Below are 26,141 nucleotides of genomic sequence, written 5' to 3'. Positions count from 1 at the left end.
GAAAAAAGTCAAAAGGCCGTCTGAAAATTAAATACGAGGTTTGAACTGCACCCCAAAAGTTGGACATCCCCTCCAACTCACAAGGTGCAGTTTTTTTATGAGCAAATATACATTACACTTCAAATACCAAGCCGTACTCCACTACCTGCATATACGCAGCCAACAACGTACCGCAGACCACTACGGCATCTCACGAACCCACCTGAGACGATGGATACGCGCCTATCAAGAAGGCGGTATCGGCGCACTCGAACATCCCCAATCCAAAACCATGCACCAACACCGCAAAAACCCCTTCATCGCAGATAAACTCGACCAAGAAAAAACACAGGCAGAGCTTATCGAAGAGTTGTGCTATATGCGCGCAGAGGTTGCCTACCTAAAGGAGTTAAAAGCCCTCAGCCCAAAGCGGACCGAAAAGGACAAAGCCAAACCGTCCAAACACTGAGGGCGCAACATCCGCTCAAATACCTGCTGCACATCGCAAACCTGCCCAAAAGCAGCTTTTACTACCATCACCAAGACCGACCCGACCCCGACGCAGCCGACAAAGCCCTCCTTGTCGAAACCTACCGGCGGCATAAAGGACGCTACGGACAAAGGCGCATTGCCGCAGCATTGGGTTGGAACCGCAAAAAAGCGGCGCGGTTGATGAGGCAGTTGGAACTGAAAGCCCTCATACGGGCGAAAAAAGCCTACCGCCATCCCGCTATGGGCGAGATATCGGAACACCTCCTCAAACGCCGGTTCAAAGCCCGAAAGCCCAACGAAAAATGGCTGACCGACGTTAACGAACTCAAAGGGAAGGACGGCAAACTGTACCTCTCGCCAATCTTGGACTTGTTCAACCGCGAGATCGTCGCCTACGCCATGAGCCGCAGAGCCGACAGCGAAATGGTGAAGGAAATGCTCGAAAAAGCCGCCCCCCGTCTGACTGCTAAAGGAACGATGCTTCATTCGGACCAAGGTGTGCTGTACCGTACGGCGGGGTATAGGGAATTGCTTGCGGAGCATTCCATGGTTCAAAGCATGTCGCGAAAGGCGAACTGCTGGGACAATGCGCCGATGGAGAGCTTCTTTGCGGTGTTGAAGACGGAGTGTTTCTATAACGCAGGTGAATTGACAGTAGATGAATTGATGAAGCAGATAGATGACTATATGGATTACTACAACCGGGAGCGTTGCAGTTTGAAATTGAAAAAGCTGAGTCCTGTCGCATACAGAACCCAGCTTGCACAGAGCACCTGAATAGGCTTTTATGAGTGTCCAAGATTTGGGGGCCAGTTCAGTTTTCAGATGGCCTTTTGTGCAATATGGACATTTTCATCTTTGGAAGAAATAACAAACTCTAAAATAACAGAAGCCGATTTCGACTAGGCGTGGCGCGTTATACGTGCCATGGAGGCGGCTGCCGTATCCGACGATTTGACCGTGGTCGTCAGGATGACCTGCTATCTTAAGAAATCTGGGACTGCTGAGAATTAGGAATTAAGATGTTTTTCAAATAGTCTGCGAATCCGACAATCCGTACATCCACTTGCTGAAGCAGAGGCGGTTTTATGTTGAAAAAGAGGATACGGCTTATACGTTTTTCCGCAAGGTATGGAATAGTGATGACGATTTCCTGTCAAAAGCCTATATGTCTTCCGAAGGATGGATTACGGAAAAGGGCAACCCCAAGCTGTTTAAGCAATATTTGAAATTGGAATTGAGAAACAAATGTCCTTGCGAGTCGGTTTTCTGTTTATCGGAAGACATGCGGGATGTCATCGTTTCTATGTCGGAAAACCTGCGCTATGTGGAGTTTGCCTGTTCCGAGGATTTCGGGGACTTGCCTGAAGTCGGCATCGGGCGCGGGGTTTTGTCGGATGCGCCGTTTTTTTTGCGTCGGCTTCGGACAAAAATATATTTTGAACAAATAAACAAAACGGTATCTGTATATCTTTTGCCTATTTGATTGCTGCTTCCCGCCCTTGCCCCATGCTGGCGAAAATGCGCGGCGAAGCGTTTGCCCTAGTGGCACAAGATACTGATTTATGGGTCTATTTCAGGTTTTGCGAAGGCGGTGTTTATACGGAAAGAAGCGAAACTGCATCGTATATGACGGAAAAAGGGGCGGAGTGGCTCAGATGGATTTACAGGCTTTGCGGTGGGAGTTTCGTTTTTTCTGATGTGCTCTTGAGGCATCGGGAAGGCGAAGAAGACTTTGCCAAGCTTGTTTTGAAACATATAAAGGAAAATAAGGTATCCGTTGCACAAATCAGCGCGGGGTTGAGGCTGGATTTGCGGTGTTTTTACCGCATGGAAATGTAAGCGGTTTGCAGACAGACAGATCATGACGACCTTTGTTAGTGATGAGTTTGAATTTCCAATCCATTAGACAGTCATACTGGTCATTCTTGTCTATTCTTGGGAAAAGACAAGAATAGATGTCATGTGGGCGATGTTTTACCTCAATTTATCGTTTGGTTAGGCTTTTTTCTATTTGCTGCATTTATTTGTTATGTCTGCTGCGCTCATTATTACTCTCAGTATCCCGGACAATAAAGAAATTCGAGGTTTTTCAAAATATAATGAAAACACTTTATTTCATATCGGAGATAAAAATTTTTCTTTATATGATTGGATTTATACTTTTTCTGAAGAAAAAGGAGTGTATCCCGAAAATTTTGCCAATAAGCGTACTTATTTAGAATTTATCAAGAAAAACAAAAAACAGTTGAAATTGGATTACTTTAGGCTTCAATGCGATTTATTGGAGGATTTGAACGGTATTCCTTGCAATTTTTTTCTGTGTCTTACAGATATTACTAAGATAGATAAAATGCTATCTTTATATGGACGCTTTGTTTTTATCGATGAAATATCGGATAAAACCCTTTTTGAGGAAGGTGTGCTCTATCATATTGGCAAAAAATGAAGAAGAGTGGTATTCGGAAAGTGTATTGCGTCAATATGTAGAATAATATGTGGAAAATTAGTTGGACTTGAAGAAAAGGTCGTCTGAAAACCGAAAATATGGTTTTCAGACGACCTTTGTTGTATTTGGTAACTATATGTTCCCGTTGTATAATCGCGGGTTTTCAATTCAATAATAAACATACAGGAACCGCCATGACAGAATCCATCACCCGCGACAGTATGCAATACGATGTCGTGATTGTCGGCGCAGGCCCGTCGGGTTTGTCCGCCGCCATCAAACTCAAGCAGCTTGCCGAAAAAAACGGACGCGAAATCAGCGTTTGCGTGGTGGAGAAGGGTTCGGAGGCGGGTGCGCATTCGCTGGCGGGTGCGGTCATTGATCCGATTGCGCTGAATGAGCTGATTCCCGATTGGAAAGAAAAAGGCGCGCCGCTGACGCGTGCGGTAACGCAGGACAAAGTGTTGTTCCTGACGGAGAAAAAAGCGTTCAATCTGCCGGTTACCCCCAATTTTGACAATCATGGCAACTACATCGTCAGCTTGGGCGAAGTTGTGCGCTGGTTGGCGGAGCAGGCGGAAAATATGGGCGTGGAAATCTATCCGGGCTTTGCCGCCGCCGAAGTGCTGTATCACGAAGACGGTTCGGTCAAAGGTATTGCGACCGGCAATATGGGCATCGGCAAAGACGGCGAGCCGACCGACAGTTTCCAGCCCGGCATGGAGCTTTGGGCGCAGCAAACTCTGTTTGCCGAAGGCTGCCGCGGTTCACTTTCCAAGCAAATTATCGAACGTTTCCAACTCGACCAAAACAGCCAGCCGCAAACTTACGGCTTGGGCATCAAAGAAATTTGGGAAGTGTCGTCTGAAAAACATCAGCCCGGCTTGGTGATACATAGCGCGGGCTGGCCGCTCGACAGTCAAACCTACGGCGGCGCGTTTGTTTACCATTTCGACGACAACAAAGTCGCCGTCGGTTTTGTAGTCGGTTTGGACTATCAAAACCCTTATCTGTCGCCGTTTGAAGAGTTTCAACGTTTCAAAACCCATCCCGAAATCCGCAAAACCTTCGAAGGCGGCCGCCGCATTGCTTACGGCGCGCGTTCTCTGATTGAAGGCGGTCTGCAAAGCCTGCCGAAGCTCTCGTTCAAGGGCGGCGTTTTAATCGGCGATGCGGCGGGTTTCCTCAATATGCCGCGCATCAAAGGCATTCATACCGCCATGAAATCCGCCATGCTCGCCGCAGAGGCTGTGTTTCCCTTGTTGGAAAACCTTGAAGAAGCGGAGGGCTTCGACAGCGGCAAAGAGGCAGCGGATTATCAGCAACGTTTTGAACAAAGCTGGCTGTATCAAGAGCTTTACGCCGCGCGTAACGTCCGTCCGTCATTCAAATGGGGCGTTTACCTTGGTTCAATCTATACCGGTATCGACCAGATGATTTTCAGAGGCAAGGCCCCGTGGACCTTGAAACATCATGGCAAAGACAACGAGCAGCTCAAAAAAGCCGCCGCGTGCAAGCCGATTGATTATCCGAAACCTGACGGCGTGTTGACCTTCGACCGTTTAAGCAGCGTCTTCCTCGCCAACCTCGCGCACGAAGAAAATCAGCCTGACCATTTGGTGCTGAAAAATCCGCAAACGATGATAGACGTGAACTACAAAGAATACGCCTCGCCCGAAACGCGTTATTGTCCGGCTGGTGTGTACGAAATCGTCGAAGAAAACGGCAGCCCGCGCCTGCAAATCAACGCCGCCAACTGCGTGCACTGCAAAACGTGCGACATCAAAGACCCGACGCAAAACATCACTTGGATTTGCCCCGAAGGCGCAAGCGGACCGAATTACGGCGGGATGTAGGTTTCGGCGGCGACTTTGGCTAAGTTGGGCAAACATTTGCCGCGCCGGATAAAGAAAGGTCGTCTGAAAATCCTGGTTTAAGGTTTTCAGACGACCTTTTTTCATAGTCGGAAAGAGTTGAAGAAGGGATAGGATTTTATCTGCTTAAAACGTAGAGGTCGTCTGAAAATCGGAGGGGGATTGTTTGGGAACACAGCTCACAGGCAAAGCCAATTTCTGAGCCATTGTCTTTTCAGCTTTGAAAGATATAGGACGTTCGTCAAACTTCTGTTGGCAAATTGGCGCGTCAAAATTGTCTTTTCCCTATCTTTCCAAAGTCTCTTCACCGATTTAATGAATGACGGTTTCAGACAACGGCGGATTCGCATTTGAAGTGCAACTTTCCATAACAGAAAAAGGCCAGTATGCGGTAGCATACGGCCTGTCCTGCAAGAAAGATTGCCATGAGCTACACACAACTGACCCAAGACGAACGATACCATATCCAATACCTGTCCCGCCACTGCACCATCGCCGAAATCGCCAAACAGCTCAACCGCCACAAAAGCACCATCAGCCGCGAAATCAAGCGGCACTGCATCCAAGGACAGCAATACAGCGCCGAAAAAGCACAGAAGCAAAGCCGGCTGACCAAACAGCACCGGCGAAAACCCTATAAGCTCGATTCGCAGCTGGTTCAACACATCGACACCCTTATCCGCCGCAAACTCAGTCCCGAACAAGTATGTGCCTACCTGCATAAACACCACGGGATCACACTCCATCACAGCACCGTTTACCGCTACCTTCGCCAAGACAAAAGCAACGGCGGCACTTTGTGGCAACATCTCAGAATATGCAGCAAACCCTACCGCAAACGCTACGGCAGCACATGGACCAGAGGCAAAGTGCCCAACCGCGTCGGCATAGAGAACCGACCTGCTATCGTCGACCAGAAAACCCGCATCGGCGATTGGGAGGCCGACACCATCGTCGGCAAAAATCAGAAAAGCGCGTTATTGACCTTGGTCGAACGCGTTACCCGCTACACCATCATCTGCAAATTAAAGAACTTAAAAGCCGAAGACACTGCCCGGGCGGCCATTAGGGTATTAAAGGCATATAAAGCCAGAGTCCACACCATCACCATGGATAACGGCAAAGAGTTCTACCAACACACCAAAATAGCCAAAGCCTTGAAGGCGAAAACCTATTTTTGCCGCCCTTACCATTCTTGGGAGAAAGGGCTGAATGAGAACACCAATGGACTCATCCGGCAATATTTCCCCAAACAAACCGATTTCCGAAACATCAGCGATCGGGAGATACGCAGGGTTCAAGATGAGTTGAACCACCGGCCGAGAAAAACACTTGGCTACGAAACGCCAAGTGTTTTATTCTTAAATCTGTTCCAACCACTGGTACCCTAGTGTTGCACTTGAAATCCGAATCCAAGAACCTTCGGGGTCGTCTGAAAACCATACAAACCTTACAGCAACACTTTCTCCACGCCGCCGTTGTTGGCTTTTTTCACAAACTCGTCCAGCCAGTTTTCTCCGAGGATATGTTTCGCCATTTCGATAACGATATAGTCGGCGGGCATGTCATTGTCGTCGGCGTAGCGGCTCAGGCCTTGCAGGCAGGCGGGGCAGGAGGTGAGCATTTTGACGGGTTCGCCCTGTGGCAGTTCTTTGAGGTTTTTCTCGATTTCTTCCTGTTTGCGGAATTTGACCTGGGTGGCGATGTCGGGGCGTTTGACGGCGAACATGCCGGATTCGCCGCAGCAGCGGTCGCTTAAGACGACTTTCTGCCCCATGAGGCTGCTGGCCATTTGGGTGGCGTTCATGGTTTTGATGGGCGTGTGGCAGGGGTCGTGGTAGAGGTATTGCTGACCTTTCACGCCGTTCAGTTTCACGCCTTTTTCGAGCAGGTATTCGTGGATGTCGATGATGCGGCAGCCGGGGAAGATTTCTTCGAAGCGGTATTTTTCGAGCTGGTCGTAGCAGGTGCCGCAACTGACGACGACGGTTTTGATGTCGAGGTAGTTGAGGGTGTTTGCCATGCGGTGGAAGGCGACGCGGTTGTTGGTGCTCATTTGCTCGGCTTTTGCCTTGTTGCCGCCTGCGTCCTGCGGATAGCCGCAACACATATAGCCGGGCGGCAGGACGGTTTGTACGCCGACGTGCCAGAGCATGGCTTGGACGGCGAGTCCGATTTGGCTGAACAAACGCTCGGAACCGCAGCCGGGGAAGTAGAACACGGCTTCGGCATCTTCGGGCGCGGCGGGGTTGCGGATGATGGGGATGCTTTTGTCGTCTTCGATGCCGAGCATGGAGCGCGGTGTTTTGGCGGGCACGCTTTTGGGCAAAGGACGGTTGATGAAGTGGATGATTTGTTCTTTGACCGGAGCGGTGCCGACGGTGGCTTTGGGTTCGGCTTTTTGTTTTTTGGTACCGACGGGCAGGAGTTTGCCGATTTTATAAGCGAAGTTCTGTGCGGGGAAGCCGGTCTGTATCATGGCGGCGCGCAGGGCTTTGATGGTTTTCGGGCCGGTGGCGTTCAAAAATGCCATGCCCATCGATGCGGCGGGTGCGAAGCGTTTGTGGCCGGAGTCGGCAAGGTAGTTGCGGATGGCTACGGTAACGTCGCCGAAGTCGATGTTGACGGGGCAGGGTTTGACGCAGCGGTGGCACACGGTGCAGTGGTCGCCGATGTCCATGAGTTCTTCGAAGTGTTTGATGGAAACGCCGCGGCGGGTTTGCTCTTCGTATAAGAAGGCTTCGGTCAAGAGCCCCACGCCGAGGATTTTGTTGCGCGGGCTGTACAGCAGGTTGGCACGCGGAACGTGGGTGGAGCAGACAGGTTTGCATTTGCCGCAACGCAGGCAGTCTTTGATGGAATCGGCGATGGTGCCGAGGTCTGATTTCTCCATAATCAGCGATTCCGCGCCCAACAGCTCGAAGGACGGCGTGTAGGCGTTGCGTAGGTCCGAACCTTTCATCAGTTTGTGACGGTTGAAGGTGTGTTTGGGATCGACTTGGTTTTTGTAGTCCCAAAACGGCTGCAAGTCTTCATCGGTCAGAAATTCGAGCTTGGTGATGCCGATGCCGTGTTCGCCGGAAATCACGCCGCCGAGCGAGCGGGCGAGTTTCATGATGCGTTCGACCGAACGGTAGGCCGTCTGAAGCATTTGGGCGTCGTCTGAATTGACGGGGATGTTGGTATGGACGTTGCCGTCGCCGGCGTGCATGTGCAGGGCGACGAAGACACGCCCGCGCACGGTTTTGGCGTGGATTTTGCCCAAGCCTTCAATGATTTTGGTGTCGGTTTTGCCGCTGAAGATTTCGGCGAGCGGTTTCATTACGTCTTCTTTGACGGACACGCGCAGGCGGAAGTCGCGGAAGGCGGTGAAACAGCTCTCGTTGTCTTTGGCTTCGGGCGCGGCATGGACGGCTGCGCCGTAGCGGGCTTTGTAGTCGGCAAGCGGCGTATCGAGATTGGCGAGCAACCAGTCCCAACGTTCTTTGACGGCGGAAACGTGGGCAAGGGCATGTTTGCCGCGTTCGCCCAAAAGTTCGGCGGTTGGCAGGTCCGTGCCCATTTTGTCGATGGGGAGTTTGCCCGAAAGATATTGCTCCAATGCGGCGCACAGGGTGAGTTTGTTTTGGATGGAAAGCTCGATGTTGATGCGTTCGATACCGTCCGAATACTCGCCCAACCGTTCCAGCGGAATCACTACGTCTTCGTTGATTTTAAAGGCGTTGGTGTGTTTGGCGATGGCGGCGGTGCGGCTGCGGTCGAGCCAGAAGGTTTTGCGCGCTTCAGGCGACACGGCGATAAAGCCTTCGCCGTCGCGGGCGCGGGCAAGTTCGCAGATGTGTTCGGCGGCTGCCTCTACGGCGGCTTCGTCGTCTGAAACCACGTCCGCCAGCAAAACCATTTTCGGCCGTCCTTTACCCGCCGCTTTGGTGGCGTAACCGACGGCGCGGACATAACGCCAGTCCAAATGTTCCAAGCCGGCCAGCCGCACGCTGTCGTGGGCGAGCAGGAAATCGCGGATTTCGACGATAGAAGGCGTGGCGGTGGCGACCGTGCCGAAAAACTCCATACACACGGTGCGCGTGTATTTCGGCATTTTGTGTAACACGAAGGCGACGCTGGTGATGATGCCGTCCGTACCTTCTTTTTGCACGCCGGGAAGGCCGCTCAAGAATTTGTCGGTAACGTCTTTGCCCAAACCGACTTTGCGGAATTTGTGGCCGGGGATTTCCAAGCGTTCGGTCTTAACGATATTGAGGCCGTCTGAATCCAACGTGTGCACGTCAAAGACTGCGGTTTCTTCGTCGTGGATTTTGCCGAAATTGTGGCGCACGCGCTCGATGCGCAGCCATTCGCCCTGCGGGTTGACCATCTGCCAGTAGGCGAGGTTGTCCAACGCCGTCCCCCACAGCACGGCTTTTTTGCCGCCCGCATTCATCGCCACATTACCGCCCACGCAGGAAGCGTCGGCAGAAGTCGGATCGACGGCGAACACCAAGCCCGCCTGATGCGCGGTTTCTTCCACCCGCCGCGTTACCACGCCCGCGCCGCAATGGATAATCGGATGTTTGCCGTCCAAGCCCGCCAGTTCGACAAATTCGACGCCGCGATGCTTGTCCAGTTTTTCCGTATTGATGACCGCGCTGTTTGCATCCAAAGGCACGGCGCCGCCGGTATAACCCGTGCCGCCGCCGCGCGGGATAATGACCAAATCCAGCTCGATTAAGGCGCGCACCAAAGGCGCGATTTCCGCCTCCGTGTCAGGATTGACGACGACAAACGGATATTCGACGCGCCAGTCGGTCGCGTCGGTAACGTGCGTTACCCGCGCCAGCCCGTCAAACATAATATTGTGCGGCTTGGTGATTTTGCTCAAACGCTCCAAAATCTGCCGCCGCTTTTGGCGCGTTTCGTCAAAACTGCCGTCAAAACGCTCGACCGCCTTTTCTGCCGCCGCAACCAATAGATCGACTTGCGGATTGTCGTCGCGGCGTTTGCGGATTTCGTTCAAACGGTGGCGCATTTCCCGCACCAGCGCGGCACGGCGTTTCGGATGCTCCAGCAAATCATCGACCAGATACGGATTGCGCACGACCACCCAAATATCGCCCAACACTTCAAACAACATCCGCGCCGACCGCCCCGTCCTGCGCTGTCCGCGCAAGTCCTGCAGAATCTGCCACGCCTCGTCGCCCAACAGGCGGATGACGATTTCGCGGTCGGTGTAGGAAGTATAGTTGTAGGGAATTTCCCGAATACGCTGCGGGGCGGTAGTCGTGGTCATGGTGGCGGTGTGTCCGTATGATTATTGGTACGGCGAAACTGCGGAAAGCTGCGGCATGATTTCGCTGTGTTTTTAGGAAAAAGGTCGTCTGAAAGCGCAGCTTCAACGAAGTTAAAACGATTTTCGAGCCAATCAGACAACTTGGTAGAAAGTGTTAATGTAGTTTAAATTCCGATGTTTTTCAACGGAAAAGGCGAAAAATGTTTCAATAGGAATAATTTTCAAAAAGGCAAATATTGTTGACAATTTAAAGGTAAAAAGACTTTTCAGACGACCTTCGACGCCGCCGCGCTTGAGTTTTCCCGTAAAACAGTTATAATGCCACTCTCTTACGGCGGGTCTCCCCGCATGGTAATTCGGAACAACGGGTCAGGGGCGGAAGCCAGCAGCCCACTCCGATGCGTCAGTGCCGGGGGTCTGGCTCGCCACCCTATTAAAAAACGCCGAAGATTGATTGGTCTTCGGTGTTTTTGCTTTTGTATAGTGGATTAAATTTAAACCAGTACGGCGTTGCCTCGCCTTGTCCTGATTTAAATTTAATCCACTATAGAATCCGGGATGGGAAAAGGTCGCCTGAACATTTTCAGACGACCTTTTCGTTCATATCGATTTAAATATCTTCTTTAATCAGCGATTTGGACAATTCCTCCAACGGCACGCCTTTGGTTTCCGGCATCATCGTCATCACGAAGAAAAGTTGCAACACCATCATCGCCGTGAAACAGACAAATACCCAGCCCGCCCCGATGCTGCCGAACAGGAACGGAATGGCGGCGGGAATGGCGGCGGCAAGCACCCAGTGGGTCGAGCTGCCCAACGCCTGACCTTGCGCACGCAGGTGGCTGGGGAAGATTTCGGAGATAAACACCCAAATTACCGTACCCTGACCGATGGCGTGTGCGGCGATAAAGAGGAAGAAAAAGAGCGGAACCGCCATGCCCTTCCAGCCGAGGAAGAAGGCAAGCGACACCAAACCGAGCGAAATGATGTAGCCGAACGAGCCGATATACATCAGTTGGCGGCGGCCGAATTTATCGATTAATGCCAAGCCGACGAAAGTGAAAATCAGGTTGACCAAACCCACGCCCACGCTGCCGCCCAAGGCCGCGCTTTTTTCCAAACCTGCGATTTCAAAAATACGCGGTGCGTAGTAGAGGAAGGCGTTGATGCCCGACATTTGGTTGAAAAACGCAATCAGGAATGCCAGTAAAACAGGCAGGCGGTATTTTTTCAGCCACAGGCTTTCTTTTTTACCGCTGTCTTCGCGGGTGGAGGCGACCAATTCTTCAATGTCCGCATCAGGATTGACCAAGGCAAGCACTTTGCGCGCTTCGTCGATACGCCCTTTCATCACCAACCAGCGCGGCGAAAGCGGAATGCTCAACACCATGACGGTATAAATCAAGGCAGGGACGACTTGTACTCCCAGCATCCAACGCCAAGTGTTCTCGCCCAAATTCAGACCGGAGAAAATATAGTTGGAAAGATAGGCAATCAGGATACCGAAGACGATGTTGAATTGATACATCGCCACCAAGCGTCCGCGTTTTTCGGCAGGCGCGATTTCGGTAACGTAGGCAGGCGCGGCAATGGTCGATGCGCCGATGCCCAAGCCTCCGATGAAGCGGAAGAAGGCGAAGGAATAAGGGTCGTTGACCAAGGCAGAACCGAGCGCGCCGACGACATACAACACGCCGATGACGACCAGCGTTTTTTTACGCCCGAATTTATCGGTCGGTATGCTGCCAAAGAGCGCGCCGATGACCGTCCCCCAAAGCGCGGATGACATAACGACCAAACCGTGAAACCAATCCGGGCTTTTCCACAATTCCTGCAATGCCTGATCCGCACCGGAAATCACGACGGTATCGAAACCGAACAGGAAACCCGCCAGCGCGACCGTAATGGACCATCTGAGAAGTTTTGACTGATTCATGAAGCGTCCTCACTTGATTGACAGTTAAGAAAACCCTACCCGCCGCGCTCCGTATAAACGGAAAGCGGAGCGGTAAAACTTCTGTTTTCAGCCGGTTTTAGTAACGTGCCATCAGGCAAGACGCGCGGGAGATTTTAGTTGGAAGAATAGAAAGGCGCGACTTTCTGAAGAATGATGTTATTGTTGAGAAGCATTTTTTATTGATAAAAGGCCGGGTCATTATGTTTTAAAACTCATAGGCTGGCAAGACGCTATCAGTGTCAAAATTGATTATTCACAAAGTTTGCACCGGAAAGGGATAGGATCGTCTGAAAGCCAAAGCTTGGATTGAATAAGGTTTTTTGTTGAGGGGTGTTTCAGATGATGGTACGGCATTCGGTCAAAATATCGGGGTGATTCGAAAAATTTGCCTTCAGACGATGGCGGATTCGCATTTGAAGTGCAACTTTCCATAACAGAAAAAGGCCAGTATGCGGTAGCATACGGCCTTTCCTGCAAGAAAGATTGCCATGAGCTACACACAACTGACCCAAGACGAACGATACCATATCCAATACCTGTCCCGCCACTGCACCATCGCCGAAATCGCCAAACAGCTCAACCGCCACAAAAGCACCATCAGCCGCGAAATCAAGCGGCACTGCATCCAAGGACAGCAATACAGCGCCGAAAAAGCACAGAAGCAAAGCCGGCTGACCAAACAGCACCGGCGAAAACCCTATAAGCTCGATTCGCAGCTGGTTCAACACATCGACACCCTTATCCGCCGCAAACTCAGTCCCGAACAAGTATGTGCCTACCTGCATAAACACCACGGGATCACACTCCATCACAGCACCGTTTACCGCTACCTTCGCCAAGACAAAAGCAACGGCGGCACTTTGTGGCAACATCTCAGAATATGCAGCAAACCCTACCGCAAACGCTACGGCAGCACATGGACCAGAGGCAAAGTGCCCAACCGCGTCGGCATAGAGAACCGACCTGCTATCGTCGACCAGAAAACCCGCATCGGCGATTGGGAGGCCGACACCATCGTCGGCAAAAATCAGAAAAGCGCGTTATTGACCTTGGTCGAACGCACTACCCGCTACACCATCATCTGCAAATTAAAGAACTTAAAAGCCGAAGACACTGCCCGGGCGGCCATTAGGGTATTAAAGGCATATAAAGCCAGAGTCCACACCATCACCATGGATAACGGCAAAGAGTTCTACCAACACACCAAAATAGCCAAAGCATTGAAGGCGAAAACCTATTTTTGCCGCCCTTACCATTCTTGGGAGAAAGGGCTGAATGAGAACACCAATGGACTCATCCGGCAATATTTCCCCAAACAAACCGATTTCCGAAACATCAGCGATCGGGAGATACGCAGGGTTCAAGATGAGTTGAACCACCGGCCGAGAAAAACACTTGGCTACGAAACGCCAAGTGTTTTATTCTTAAATCTGTTCCAACCACTGGTACCCTAGTGTTGCACTTGAAATCCGAATCCAAGGACCTTTACTTTACTTTGTTGCGTTACTACAATATTTTCATTTCGATATATCGGGTCGATTGCCTGCGTTTCCCGCAGATATATATCTCCCCGGGAGAACCATAAACAAACCCATCAGGAGCGCATCATGAACGCCTCGCAATTAATCAGCAGCCTGACTCAAACCGTCGGCGAAAAATACATCATCACCGACCCCGCGAAAACCGAACAATACCGCCAAGGCTACCGTTTCGGCGAGGGTAGGGCGTTGGCAGTGGTGCGCCCCGGAACCATTCTGGAAATGTGGAAAATTTTGCAGGCCTGCGTCGAAGCGGACGTGATTGTGATTACACAGGCGGCGAATACCGGTTTGACAGGCGGCTCGACCCCCGACGGCAACGATTATGACCGCGACATTGTGATTGTAAACACCATGCGGATGAACATCATCCAAACCATCAACAACAACGAACAAGTCGTCTGCCTGCCCGGTTCAACCCTGAATCAACTCGAATTGCTGCTGAAACCTTTGGGGCGCGAACCGCATTCGGTCATCGGTTCATCCTGCATCGGCGCGTCCGTCTTGGGCGGCGTGTGCAACAACTCCGGCGGCGCATTGGTGCAGCGCGGCCCGGCTTACACAGAAATGGCGCTGTTTGCCCAAATCAACGAAGAGGGCAAACTGGAGCTGGTCAACCATTTGGGCATAGATTTGGGCGACACGCCCGAAGAAATCCTGACTAATCTTCAAGGCCATCACTATCAAAGAAAAGACATCACGCAAGATGCGGGCAAAGGACACGACCACGCCTATTGCGACCATGTGCGCCAAGTGGACGAGCCGACCGCCGCGCGTTTCAATGCCGACCCGGCGCGCCATTACGAAGCGTCTGGCTGCGCGGGCAAACTGATGGTATTCGCCGTCCGCTTGGATACCTTCCCGCAAGAGAAGCAAACTGCCGTGTTTTACATCGGCACCAACGACATCAACGAACTGACCGACATCCGCCGCGCTGCCTTGGGCGAATTTGAAAGCCTGCCCGTTTCCGGCGAATACATCCATCGTGACGCTTTCGATATTGCCGACGTGTACGGCAAAGATACGTTCTACGTCATCAAAAAATTCGGTACGCACCAACTGCCAAAATTATTTGATTTCAAAGCCAAAGTTGACCGATTCGGCAAAAAAGTCAGCTTTCTGCCCAAACATTTTTCCGACAAAGTCATGCAGTTCGTCAGCAAATACCTGCCCGACCACCTGCCCAAATCCATGCGCGATTACCGCGACAAATACGAACACCACCTGATTCTGAAAATGGGCGGAAAAGGCGTCGATGAAGCGCGCGCGTTTTTGAAAGAGTATTTTGCACACCACGGCGGCACGTTTTTCGAATGCAACGCCGAAGAAACCCAAGCCGCCATGCTGCACCGTTTTGCCGTTGCCTCAGCCGCCATCCGCTACCGCGCCGTGCATGATGATGAAGTGGAAGATTTGGTCGCGCTGGACATCGCCCTGCGCCGCGACGACCGCGACTGGTTTGAAAAACTGCCGTCGGAAATCGACAATAAAATCATCCACAAGCTCTACTACGGACATTTCATGTGCCACGTTTTCCATCAGGATTACATCATCAAAAAAGGCAACGACTGCATGGCATTGGAACACGAAATGCTGCATCTTTTAGACCAACGCGGCGCGCAATATCCCGCCGAACACAATGTCGGTCATTTATACGAAGCGAAACCCGCGCTCAAGCAGTTCTACCGCAAACTCGACCCGACCAACAGTTTCAATCCGGGCATAGGTAAGACCAGTAAGAAGAAAAACTGGGCTGAATGATAAGGTTAGGATTGGATAAGTGAATGAAAGGTCGTCTGAAAACTGTATTCGGTTTTCAGACGACCTTTTTTGATTTTTTTTCCATTTATACCTATTTTTTAAAACTATCGATGTAATTAAATAATTATATAAATCTAATCAATTTCTTGGCTGTTTATAACTATTGGTTTTATCAAAATAATTATCAGGTCTTTCAACTTTGGGATTTGTTTCCCTACTATGCCCTCCATCTTTTGACAAATCGCAAATAAAAAGGAAACCAATATGGCACGCTTAACCGTACACACCGTCGAAACCGCTCCCGAAGCAGCAAAACCCCGCATCGAAGCCGCGCTGAAAAACAACGGCTTCATCCCCAACCTCATCGGCGTATTGGCAAACGCGCCCGAAGCGTTGGCGTTCTATCAAGAAGTCGGCAAATTGAACGCCGCCAACAGTCTGACTCCCGGTGAAGTCGAAGTCATCCAAATCATCGCCGCCCGAACCAACGAATGCGGTTTCTGCGTGGCAGGCCACACCAAACTGGCAACCCTGAAAAAACTCCTGTCCGAGCAATCCATCAAAGCCGCGCGCGCGTTGGCGGCGGGCGAATTTGACGATGCCAAACTGGGCGCGCTCGCTGCGTTTACCCAAGCCGTGATGGCGAAAAAAGGCGCGGTATCCGATGCCGAACTCAAAGCCTTCTTCGACGCCGGCTACAACCAGCAGCAGGCTGTCGAAGTCGTGATGGGCGTTGCCTTGGCGACTTTGTGCAACTACGTCAACAACGTCGCGCAAACAGAAATCAACCCTGAATTGCAGGCGTTCGCCTGATTCTGATCCAAGGTCGTCTGAAAAGTGGCGGCAAAACCATTTGCCCGTTTTCAGACGACCTTTTTCAAAAATGCCGTCCCTGTAACGGACCGCTTCCCCTTTCCAACGGAACGCCCTCCCCACGCCGTCCGCACACATTTTCAAGGATAAGACCATGAACCGTGAAACCTTATTGTCTCAAGTTGCCGAACTCGTCAAAACCAAACTCAAACCCTTAGTGGACGAAATCGACCGCAATGGCTTGTATCCCGAAGATTTTATGCGCGAACTCGGCGCCATCGGCGGATTCGGCGCAGTCGGTACGGAAGCGGAAGGCGGCAACGGCTTGGGTTTGGCGACGCAAATCGCCGTCTTGCGCGAAGTCGGCAAAGAATGCGGCGCGACTTCGTTCAGCGCATGGTGTCAGGCGGCTTGCGCTTGGTATCTGCACCAGACGCCCAACCAAGCCGTCAAAGACAAATACCTCGCCGACATCCTGCAAGGCAAAGTATTGGCGGGTACGGGCATGTCCAATACCGTCAAACACCTCGCCGGCATTGAAAAACACAACCTTCAAGCCGAGCGCGTGGACGGCGGCTACAAAGTTAACGGCGCGCTGCCGTGGGTATCCAACATCGGCGAAGACCACATCTGGGCGAATACCGCCCAAATCGGCGACGGCTACGTCATGTTCATCACCGGCGGACAATGGGAAGGCGTGACCCTGCAAGCCTGCCCCGAATTCTGCGCCCTCGAAGGCACGCGCACGTTCAGCCTGAACTTCAAAGACGTATTCATCCCTGACGAAGACGTGATCGCCGCGCCCGAACAGTTCTCCGACTACATCGCCTCCATCAAGTCCGGCTTCATCCTGCTGCAAATCGGCATCGGCGCAGGCGTGATCGACGGCAGCCTCGGCATCATCCGCATCGCCAACGTCGTCAACGCCGAGGTCAACAGCTATCTCGACGACAGCTACGACAGCCTCAAAGCCACCTTGGACGAGGCATGGCAAACCACCGAACGGCTGGCAGACTTGGCTTGGAACAACACGCCCGACAACCTCGCCACGCTGAAACTGCGCGCCGCCGCCGCCGAGCTGACGCTTGCCGCCGCCCAATCTGCCGCCTTACACGCCGGCGCCAAAGGCTACCTCATGCGCAGCCCCGCCCAACGCCGCGTCCGCGAAGCCATGTTTGTCGCCATCGTTACCCCCGCGTTGAAACACTTGCGCAAAGAAATCGCGGCGCTGGAAGCGGCATAAGGGCTGAAACAGACCAACAAGGGGTCGTCTGAAAACCTTTTGCCGACCGTTTTCAGACGACCTCAACCATTAGAAGGAACACACCATGGCACAATACATGTGCGGCCCCTGCGGCTGGATTTACGACGAAGACCTCGGCGACCCCGAACACGGCATCGCCCCCGGCACCAAATTCGATGACATCCCCGACGATTGGAAATGCCCCGAATGCGGCGTGGGCAAAGAAGACTTTTATCTGCTGGACTTCGTGATATAGCTTTGGACAAACTGAAAAGGTCGTCTGAAAACGTTGGGTCAAACGGTTTCAGACGACCTTTTTCAATGAAGCTTTTTCATTTTTCGGATGGATAAACAGAAGTAAACGATAAGGCTTGGCTACTTCTTGTTTGAGTTTGTTTTAACAATCCGAGGAGGGGTTTTATTGAGGGAGACTTCAGGAGAAAAACAAAAAGCCGCTGTTTTTGCAGCGGCTTCTTGTCCGGTTTGGCGGAAACGGTGGGATTCGAACCCACGGAGGATTTGCACCCTCAGCGGATTTCGAGTCCGCTGCATTCAGCCTCTCTGCCACGTTTCCGTAGAATAAAGTAAAACCAAATAAAAATGCTGTTGGCTGGGCTTCACTTCATTTTTATTTGGTTTTTCTATTTTCAAGAAATGGCGGAAGCGGTGAGATTCGAACTCACGGAGGGCTATCAACCCTCGACGGTTTTCAAGACCGTTGCATTAAACCGCTCTGCCACGCTTCCGTTTCTTGAAGCCGAAATAGTAATGAAATTTGTCGGGTTTGCCAAGCGAAATTTTTAGGGGAATATTTAGTTTTTTGTTTTTACTTGGTTTGTTCTTTGCGCATGAACACCCATTCGGACTCGTTAGACGCGGCTGCGTTAAATGAGTAGCCTTCGTAATCGAAATTTTTCAGCATTTCCGGGTCGGTAATATTATGTTCCGCCGCGTAGCGTACCATCAGTCCGCGCGCGCGTTTGGCGTAGAAGCTGATGATTTTGTATTTGCCGTTTTTTTCATCCTTGAAAACGGGGGTAATCAGGCGGGCTTTGAGTTTTTTAGTGTTGACGGATTTGAAATATTCTTGCGAAGCGAGGTTGATTAATATGTCGCTGCCTGCTTGGGCAAGGGTGTCATTCAGCAGGTCGGTGATGATGTCGCCCCAAAATTCATACAGGTTCTTACCGCGTGTGTTGGCAAACGCCGTTCCCATTTCCAAGCGGTAGGGCTGCATCAAATCCAGCGGACGCAGGACGCCGTAGAGGCCGGAAAGCAGGCGGACGTGTTGTTGCAGATATTGGATTTGTTCGGGTTCGAGGGTGTCTGCGGCGATGCCTTCGTAAACGTCGCCGTTGAACATAAAGACTGCCTGTTTTGCGTTGTCGGGGGTAAACGGTGTATGCCATTCGGTGTTGCGCTCGGCGTTTAAGAGGGCGATTTTGTCAGAGACATGCATCAGCTCGGCGATTTGCTGCGGGGCAAGTTCACGCAGTTGGCGCATCAGGATTTCGGCTTCCGCCAAGAGGTCGGGTTGGGTGAATTCTTTGACGGGCGCAGGGTCTTTTTCATTGAGGTTTTTGGCGGGGGAAAGGACGAAGAACATGATGGACTCGGAGATGTGATAAACAGCGGCATTGTAGGTTTAAAATGTTTTGTGGGCAAGTTTGATAAGTGAAGTAAATACCGTTATAGCAAAGGCGGTTTATATGGATATAAAAAGGTCGTCTGAAACTTTTCAGACGACCTTTGGCGATAAACGGATTTATTGGGTGCTGATAATCCGGTTGATCTGCCATTCAAGAAACGGCGTATATGCCGAGGCGCGACGGATAATGGCTTGGTCTTCGTTATCCGGCGTGCTTGGGCGGCTTTCGGCGGTTTGGATGTTTTTGTTGTCCCATTTGTGGAATGCTTTGCTGTGTTGATGATAGAAACCGCGTTCCGTGATGATGACTTCGGGGTTGTAGCCGTAGCCGCACCACGCGGAATCAGGTTGCGGGGCGGTGAGGTTGCAGCCGGTTTGGTAGTAGCGCGATTTGGACAGGCTTAAGTTGTAGAGGGTCGGCAGGATGTCTTTGTGCGAACCTGCGCGTTCGGGATGGTATTCGGCGCTGCCGCGGTAGGCTTGCGGGACGTAAAGGTAGAAGGGGACGCTGTGGCCGAGTGCGGCATCGGCGGATTCGGGATAGCCGATGGCGCGCATATTGTGGTCGCCGGTGGCGGCGATAATGGTGTCGGGCGCGATGGTTTTCACTTTGCCGATAAAGCGGCCAAGTTGGTCGTTGCTGTATCGGAAAGTGTTGAAGATTTCATTCAGCTCTTTGCCTGAGGCGAGGTTGGCAAGGCGTTTTTGCTCTTGTTCGTCCAAACGGAAGTTTTTCGCCTGATGCGGCGCGGGCAGGCGGTAGGGCGGATGGTTGGTCACGGACATCATCATGATGAATACGGGCGTGCCGCTTTTTTCGGCGCGCGCGAGTTCTTCTTCGGCATAACGGAACATGAATTCGTCGGGTACGCCCCATGTTTCGGATTTGGCTTCGGGATAGTGGGTTTTGAGGGTGTTTTCATCGATGATTTCGTTGACGCCCAAGTGCCGCAGGAAGGTGTCGAAATCGCGCCAGCCGCCGTTACCCGCCGTAATATAGACGACGCGGTAGCCGGCATCGAGATAGGGTTTGAACATATTGCCGGGGAAGATTTTGTTTTTAGCAAGGGATTGGCTGAGGTTGAGACGCGGGCTGCGGACGAAGAAGCGGTGCAAGGTGTCACTGGTGCCGTCTCCCTCGGAAACGAATTTGCGGTACACCCAGTCTTGCTGCCAGTGTTTGCCCAGTTCGCCCAAGAGGTCCCGTTCGGGATTGTCCATGTTCAAGAGATGAGCGCTCATGCTTTCCATGACGGTGAGAACGACGTTGGGACGGTGTTTTTCGACGGCGGCGTTTGCAGCGGTTTGGGCAAAGAGCTGCGTCAAGTCGGCGTCGGTTTTTTTATCGAGCAGAGTACTGATGAGCCGGCTGCCGTCTTCGTCGGAGACGGGATGGAAATTATTGCTGTTGCGGTATTCGTTGACTGCCCAGCTTAGGGAAGTCAGGGCATTGGGAACGAGTTTGTTGATTTGCGGTGCGGCGGAAATCTGCATGGCGGTCTGACGCAGGGGGAATTTGCCGAACGAGCCGCGTATGCCTGCGGCAAGCGCGAGGACGGGTAAGAGGACGGCGGCAATCCAAGCGGTTTTCCCCCATGAGGTCGTCTGAAAGCGGGTACGGTGGCGGATGAGGCTGAAGATTTTGCCGAAAACGAAAGCTGCGGCAATCAAGGCGGCAAGACAGGGGATGACGGGATAGTCCGACCAGACGGTTTTCAGGACAGCGCGGGTATCTTCGTCCGCCAGTCCGAAGACAAAGACGTCAAATTGACGGTCATAAACGCTGTAATAGAACCAGTTGCCCAGCGCGGCGGCAAAGGCGGTCAGGGAAAGGACGGTTGCGACGGTAGGCAGGAGGCGTAGGGTAAAGGCGGCGGTTTTCTGCGTAGCCAGTCCGAACAGCCCGATCAGGAAGGGGAAGGCGGCGGCAACGGAGGCGATTTTGATGTCGAACAACAGCCCTTTGACAAACAAAGCCGCCAAATCGCCCGCGTAACGGCTGCGGATGTCGTCTGAAACGAAATGGTGCAGCATGAAGAAACGTTCGGCAGAGAAAACGGCGACGATGGATGCCCATAAAATCAGGCAGATGAGGAGGGTTTTCCGATAGGTAGCAAGGCGAGTCATCATAATTGGCGGGTAAGATGGGTTAGATGTAAATTTATATCAAATTTAGTAAGGTGTAATTTTACGGTTTAGCGGTGCGGCTTTCAAGATATGGCAAAAGATTATCAGGAATAGGAGGGGCTTCAGATGCTGCTTTATTCGGCGTTTCTATGCAACTTCGTTGGCGTAGGAAGAGTTGCGCCACTGTATGGGTTGGATTTCTGTTAAACCGGTTTGGGCGGCTTTAAAGGAAAAAGGTCGTCTGAAAACCTTATCTTCCGTTTTCAGACGACCTTTGATGCGATGGCAGTCGTTTACAGCACTGATTTCACAGTATCCACCACATTTTCCACGGTAAAGCCGAATTCTTTGAACAGCAGTTCGGCAGGGGCGGATTCTCCGAAGCGGTTGATGCCGACGACTGCGCCGTTCAGTCCGACGTATTTGTACCAGCCGTCGGCGTGTCCGGCTTCTACGGCGATGTGCGGCAGGCCTTCGGGCAGGACGGCGGCTTTATAGGCGGCGTCTTGGCGGTCGAACACGTTGGTGGACGGCATGGAAACGACGCGGACGGTGATGTTTTGCGCGGCGAGTGCTTTTTGCGCTTCCAAAGCCAGCTCGACTTCGGAACCGGTCGCAATGATGACGGCTTGAGCGTTGCCTTGGGCTTCGCTGATGACGTAGCCGCCGCGTTTGATGTCGTTCAATTGTTGTTCGTTGCGCGCTTGGAATTTCAGGTTTTGACGGCTGAAAATCAGGCAGGACGGGTGGTCTTCGGCTTTTGTGGCTTCCGCCCATGCGACCAAGGATTCGGCGGTATCGCACGGACGCCATACGTCCATATTCGGAATCAGGCGCAGGGTGGCGGTTTGCTCGATGGGTTGGTGGGTCGGGCCGTCTTCGCCGAGGCCGATGGAATCGTGGGTGAAGACGAAGACGGGGTTGATTTTCATCAGTGCCGCCATGCGCAAGGCGTTGCGTTCGTATTCGCTGAACATCAGGAAGGTCGCGCCGAACGGTTTAACGCCGCCGTGCAGGGCAAGGCCGTTCATGATGGCGCCCATGCCGAACTCGCGCACGCCGTAGTGGATGTAGTTGCCGCCTTTTTCGCGGGTAACGGAGACGCTGTTTGACCAGTCGGTCAGGTTGGACGGGGTCAGGTCGGCAGAACCGCCTACCAGTTCGGGCAGCGCTTTGGCGAGGATTTCGATGCTGTTTTGGCTGGCTTTGCGGGTGGCGATGGTTTCGGCTTTGGCGCACACTTCTTTCAATGCGGCTTGAACGTATGCATCGAAATTGTCCGGCAGTTTTTTATCCATGCGGCGCACGAATTCTGCGGCTTCGGCAGGATATTTGGCTTGGTATTGCGCGAACAGTTCGTTCCAGTCGGCTTCCAGTTTCGCGCCTTGTTCTTTCGCGCTCCATGCGTCGTAAATTTTTTGCGGGATTTCAAAGGCGGGGTAAGTCCAGCCCAAATGTTTGCGTGTGGCTTCGATTTCGTCCGCGCCCAAAGGTGCACCGTGGGTTTTGTGGCTGCCTTCTTTGTTGGCACTGCCTTTGCCGATTAAGGTTTTGCAGCAGATGATGGACGGTTTGCCGGTTTCGGCACGGGCGGCTTCAATGGCTGTCTGAATGGCGGCGGTGTCGTGGCCGTTTACGTTGGGAACGACATGCCAGCCGTAGCTTTCAAAGCGTTGCGGGATGTTTTCGGTAAACCAGCCGTCCACTTTGCCGTCGATGGAAATATTGTTGTCATCATACAAAACAATCAGTTTGCCCAAGCCCAAGGTGCCGGCGAGCGAACAGGCTTCGTGCGATACGCCTTCCATCAGGCAGCCGTCGCCCATGAAGACGTAAGTGTAGTGATCGACGATGTTCAAACCGTCTTTATTAAATTCGGCGGCAAGGATTTTTTCCGCCAATGCCATGCCCACCGCGTTGGCAATGCCTTGTCCCAACGGGCCGGTCGTGGTTTCCACGCCGTCGGTGTAGCCGTATTCGGGGTGACCAGGGGTCTTGCTGTGCAGTTGGCGGAAGTTTTTCAGGTCTTCAATGCTCAGGTTGTAGCCGGTCAGGTGCAACAGGCTGTACAACAGCATGGACGCGTGGCCGTTGGAGAGGACGAAGCGGTCGCGGTTGTAGAATTTGGGGTTGGCAGGGTTGTGGCGCAGGAATTTCGTCCACAATACTTCCGCCATTTCCGCCATACCCATGGGTGCGCCGGGGTGGCCGGAATTTGCTTTTTGAACGGCATCGGCCGAGAGGAAACGGATTGCGTTTGCCAGTTGAGACATTTTGTACCTTCCTTGCTGTATTGGTTTGAAACGGTAATAACGGTAAAGAAAATCCCGTTGATTATCGCCCGATTCGGGCAGGCTTTCAAGGATGCGGGCGTCTTTCAGACGACCTTTCCGCCTATCGGGAGGGCAACTTCAAACCGGTACGGCATCGGTTTCGCGTTGTCCTGTTTTAAAAATTGTCCGCATAAGGGGTCGTCTGAAACAGGCAAAGCAGATGAGATTAACTGTTATTCCGTTTTGAAACAGTAGTTTATAAATTTTTATCGGAGATATAGCGATTCGCTATAAACATAGCGTCATCGGTTATATGCAACTGCTTGAATATCGCCGATTTCAGACTTGGGCAACGGAAAAATCAAAACGGGTGGCATATAAAAGCCAAGTAGGGCTTTTTGCTTTGGTCAAGCTCAAATGATATGATTCCGACGCATATAAAAGGTCGTCTGAAAAACCAATCAAACCAGTAATCAGAATAAAAGACCTGCGCGCAAACACACGAAGGAACACTGAAAAATGTCAACAGAAAACCAAGCCGAAAACGCTGTGTCAGAAGAAAAAAACGCTGTCCCGAAAGAGCAGTCCGAGAAACCGGCAAAAACCGCTCCGCCCAAACCCTCAAAACCCAAATCCAGCGTCATCCAAATCCATCCCGAAGGCGAACGCATCCATCCGAAAAAAGCGGAAGGGCGGTTCGCCAAGTTGCGTATAGCCGCCGTATTGGCGACGCAGTTTGTGTTTTATGTGATTCCGTGGTTTAACTGGAGCGACCGCCAGGCGGTACTCTTCAATATTCCGGACCGGCATTTCTTCATTTTCGGGCTGTCACTGGGTATGGGCGACTTGATTTACCTTGCCCTGCTGCTGATGATTTGCGCTTTCGGACTTTTTTGGTGGACGACGATTGCCGGACGCTTGTGGTGCGGCTATTCCTGTCCGCAGACGGTTTACACCGAAATCATGCTGTGGATCGACAACTTGGTCGAAGGCGACCGCAACAAACGCCTGAAGCTGGAAAAATCGCCGTGGAATTTCACTAAAATCCGCATTAAAGCAACTAAAGCCCTGCTGATTTTCCTTGTCTGCGCGTGGACAGGCATTACCTTTGCGGGCTGGTTTGTCCCGATCCGCCAGTTCGTTCCAGACTTGTTTGCCGGAGCAGCAGGCGGCGGCGCGATGTTTGCTGCAGCGTTTTACGGCTTCATGACCTTCTTCTTTGCCCACGTTATGCGCGAGAAAGTGTGCCTGCATATGTGTCCGTATGCACGCTTCCAAAGCGCGATGTTCGACAAAGACACGCTGATTATTTCTTACGATACCGAACGCGGCGAACCGCGCGGCGCACGCAAGAAAACCGCCAACAAAGAAGACAGCGGATTGGGCGACTGCATCAACTGCACTATGTGCGTACAGGTCTGTCCCGTCGGTATCGATATCCGCGACGGTTTGCAATACCAATGTATCGGCTGTGCGGCGTGTATTGATGCCTGCGACGAAATTATGGACAAAATGGGCTACCCGCGCGGTTTGATACGCTATACGACCGAAGGCGCGTTGGAACATGAATATCCTGAAAGCGACATCAAAAAACGCTTGAAACGTCCGCGTGTGGCGGGATACGGCGCTGTTTTGCTGGTGGTCATCATCGCTTTCTTGGTCGGACTTTCCACCCGTAAAATGGTCGAAGTCGATATTCTGAAAGACCGCGGCGTGATGGTGCGCGAAAACAGCAAAGGTTGGCTGGAAAACGCATATAACCTGCGCATTATCAACAATAGTGAAAACGAACAAGTGATGACTGCGACAGTCAAAGGCTTTGAAGAAATTGCCCTGACCGGACTGCCGGAAGGCGGCGTGAAAATCGCACCGCGCCAAACGTTGACCATCCCCGTCCAAGTTTCCACCATTCCCGAATACGCCGACAAGGGCAGCCATCCGATTGAGTTTACCTTCACTTATCGCGAAACCGGCAAAGCAGATGGCAAACCCACTATCTTGGAAGAAGAAGCAACCTTTATCGGAGAATAAAACGTGTCCGAGCAAAAACAAGTCAAACCTTGGTACAAACACATTTGGCCGTGGGTGTTGATGGCGGGGCCTATTTTCGTCGTGATTGCCAGTGTCGCCATGTTCTTCGTCGCCAAAGAACATGCAACCGATTTGGTAACGGACGACTATTACAAAGACGGCAAACATATCGACATCCAGCTTCACCGCGATGAAGAGGCAGTGAAGCGGCATATGCAGGTGCAAGTGCTGATCAGTCCAGATAAGGATGCGGCCAAAGTGTTTGTCAGCGGGGAATTCGATCCCAAACAGCCTTTGAATCTCCTTTTGATGCACCCGACTAAAAAATCGGAAGACCAAACCGTCAAACTGCACCCCGTCAGTGCGGAAATCCAAAACGGTCGTATGGAGTATGAAGCGACTTTCAAACCCCTGCCGCCGACCAACCACTGGTATCTGCGCGTGGAAGACACTTCAGGCGTTTGGCGGGTGGAGGATAAATGGATAGTCAGTCAAGGCAATGCAATCAATCTGACCCCTATGAACAAGTTGTTTGAGAACGCCAATCAGAAGCCGAAAGATTCAGGACAATAGTTTGACAGGCTCAAAAGGTCGTCTGAAAAATTTCAGACGACCTTCATGCTGTAAGGTTTGTGATGATGTTGGCGCAAATAAAGCGGGTAGGGCAGTATC

Annotated in this window: 19 protein-coding genes, 2 tRNA genes and 1 other RNA gene; 15 read left to right on the top strand and 7 right to left on the bottom strand. The window is 52.0% G+C overall.

The window, feature by feature from the left end:
• Positions 1–97: 97 nt before the first annotated feature.
• From MON37_RS06990 to MON37_RS06960, 7 genes are all read left to right on the top strand, one after another.
• A complete protein-coding gene (locus MON37_RS06990) occupies positions 98–448 on the top strand; it encodes a helix-turn-helix domain-containing protein (RefSeq protein ID WP_240593961.1) in 351 nt (116 codons plus the stop codon).
• On the top strand, positions 352–1,248 hold the full coding sequence (locus MON37_RS06985; protein WP_242883570.1) for an IS3 family transposase: 897 nt from the start codon (positions 352–354) through the stop codon (positions 1,246–1,248). The genes MON37_RS06990 and MON37_RS06985 overlap by 97 nt, the downstream gene beginning before the upstream one ends.
• 289 nt (positions 1,249–1,537) lie before the next feature.
• A complete protein-coding gene (locus MON37_RS06980; protein ID WP_242883567.1) occupies positions 1,538–1,957 on the top strand; it encodes a hypothetical protein in 420 nt (139 codons plus the stop codon).
• A 23-nt stretch (positions 1,958–1,980) separates the two neighbouring features.
• The gene (locus MON37_RS06975) at positions 1,981–2,313 is read left to right on the top strand and encodes a hypothetical protein (RefSeq protein ID WP_242883565.1); all 333 of its coding nucleotides are present in this window, start codon (positions 1,981–1,983) and stop codon (positions 2,311–2,313) included.
• 190 nt (positions 2,314–2,503) lie between these two features.
• On the top strand, positions 2,504–2,920 hold the full coding sequence (locus tag MON37_RS06970; RefSeq protein ID WP_039406596.1) for a hypothetical protein: 417 nt from the start codon (positions 2,504–2,506) through the stop codon (positions 2,918–2,920).
• A 194-nt stretch (positions 2,921–3,114) separates the two neighbouring features.
• Positions 3,115–4,776, top strand: a complete 1,662-nt coding sequence (locus MON37_RS06965) for an electron transfer flavoprotein-ubiquinone oxidoreductase (protein WP_039406593.1) — start codon at positions 3,115–3,117, stop codon at positions 4,774–4,776.
• A 443-nt stretch (positions 4,777–5,219) separates the two neighbouring features.
• Complete coding sequence (locus MON37_RS06960; protein ID WP_242883531.1) at positions 5,220–6,185, top strand: IS30 family transposase; 966 nt, start codon at positions 5,220–5,222, stop codon at positions 6,183–6,185.
• Between the two features lie 59 nt (positions 6,186–6,244).
• On the opposite strand, the gene MON37_RS06955 is transcribed toward MON37_RS06960, so the two are convergent.
• The gene (locus MON37_RS06955) at positions 6,245–10,078 is read right to left on the bottom strand and encodes a DUF3683 domain-containing protein (RefSeq protein WP_039408780.1); all 3,834 of its coding nucleotides are present in this window, start codon (positions 10,076–10,078) and stop codon (positions 6,245–6,247) included.
• A gap of 333 nt (positions 10,079–10,411) precedes the next feature.
• Between MON37_RS06955 and ffs the strand changes: the two genes are divergently transcribed.
• Positions 10,412–10,508: signal recognition particle sRNA small type (ffs, locus tag MON37_RS06950), an RNA gene on the top strand.
• A gap of 180 nt (positions 10,509–10,688) precedes the next feature.
• Here the strand turns inward: ffs and MON37_RS06945 are convergent.
• Complete coding sequence (locus MON37_RS06945; protein WP_039408783.1) at positions 10,689–12,014, bottom strand: sugar porter family MFS transporter; 1,326 nt, start codon at positions 12,012–12,014, stop codon at positions 10,689–10,691.
• A 509-nt stretch (positions 12,015–12,523) separates the two neighbouring features.
• Between MON37_RS06945 and MON37_RS06940 the strand changes: the two genes are divergently transcribed.
• From MON37_RS06940 to MON37_RS06920, 5 genes are all read left to right on the top strand, one after another.
• Positions 12,524–13,489, top strand: coding sequence for an IS30 family transposase (locus tag MON37_RS06940; protein WP_242883540.1), 966 nt, complete (start codon positions 12,524–12,526; stop codon positions 13,487–13,489).
• 153 nt (positions 13,490–13,642) lie between these two features.
• Positions 13,643–15,334, top strand: coding sequence for a D-lactate dehydrogenase (dld, locus tag MON37_RS06935; protein ID WP_039408540.1), 1,692 nt, complete (start codon positions 13,643–13,645; stop codon positions 15,332–15,334).
• 264 nt (positions 15,335–15,598) lie between these two features.
• Positions 15,599–16,147 carry a carboxymuconolactone decarboxylase family protein gene (locus MON37_RS06930; RefSeq protein ID WP_039408538.1) on the top strand — a complete coding sequence of 183 codons (549 nt, stop codon included), beginning with the start codon at positions 15,599–15,601 and terminating at the stop codon, positions 16,145–16,147.
• A gap of 154 nt (positions 16,148–16,301) precedes the next feature.
• The gene (locus tag MON37_RS06925; protein WP_039408536.1) at positions 16,302–17,390 is read left to right on the top strand and encodes an acyl-CoA dehydrogenase family protein; all 1,089 of its coding nucleotides are present in this window, start codon (positions 16,302–16,304) and stop codon (positions 17,388–17,390) included.
• Between the two features lie 85 nt (positions 17,391–17,475).
• A complete protein-coding gene (locus MON37_RS06920) occupies positions 17,476–17,646 on the top strand; it encodes a rubredoxin (RefSeq protein ID WP_003757556.1) in 171 nt (56 codons plus the stop codon).
• 228 nt (positions 17,647–17,874) lie between these two features.
• On the opposite strand, the gene MON37_RS06915 is transcribed toward MON37_RS06920, so the two are convergent.
• From MON37_RS06915 to tkt, 5 genes are all read right to left on the bottom strand, one after another.
• A tRNA-Ser gene (locus tag MON37_RS06915) sits at positions 17,875–17,964 on the bottom strand.
• Positions 17,965–18,045: 81 nt separating this feature from the next.
• Positions 18,046–18,136, bottom strand: a tRNA-Ser gene (locus tag MON37_RS06910).
• 80 nt (positions 18,137–18,216) lie between these two features.
• The gene (gene yaaA / locus MON37_RS06905; RefSeq protein ID WP_039408534.1) at positions 18,217–18,996 is read right to left on the bottom strand and encodes a peroxide stress protein YaaA; all 780 of its coding nucleotides are present in this window, start codon (positions 18,994–18,996) and stop codon (positions 18,217–18,219) included.
• Positions 18,997–19,155: 159 nt separating this feature from the next.
• Positions 19,156–21,168 carry an LTA synthase family protein gene (locus tag MON37_RS06900; protein ID WP_039408530.1) on the bottom strand — a complete coding sequence of 671 codons (2,013 nt, stop codon included), beginning with the start codon at positions 21,166–21,168 and terminating at the stop codon, positions 19,156–19,158.
• Between the two features lie 290 nt (positions 21,169–21,458).
• Positions 21,459–23,438: a transketolase gene (gene tkt / locus MON37_RS06895; protein ID WP_039408526.1), complete on the bottom strand. Its 1,980-nt coding sequence runs from the start codon at positions 23,436–23,438 to the stop codon at positions 21,459–21,461.
• 519 nt (positions 23,439–23,957) lie between these two features.
• Between tkt and ccoG the strand changes: the two genes are divergently transcribed.
• Entirely contained in the window at positions 23,958–25,469 is a 1,512-nt protein-coding gene (gene ccoG / locus MON37_RS06890; RefSeq protein ID WP_039408519.1) for a cytochrome c oxidase accessory protein CcoG, read from the top strand.
• A 60-nt stretch (positions 25,470–25,529) separates the two neighbouring features.
• A complete protein-coding gene (locus tag MON37_RS06885) occupies positions 25,530–26,042 on the top strand; it encodes a FixH family protein (protein WP_049222620.1) in 513 nt (170 codons plus the stop codon).
• Positions 26,043–26,141: the final 99 nt, after the last annotated feature.

The sequence above is a fragment of the Morococcus cerebrosus genome (assembly GCF_022749515.1).
GTDB lineage: Bacteria > Pseudomonadota > Gammaproteobacteria > Burkholderiales > Neisseriaceae > Neisseria > Neisseria cerebrosa.
The sequence above is the reverse complement of the archived record's forward strand: the minus strand, read 5'-3'. Positions and strand labels throughout refer to the sequence as shown.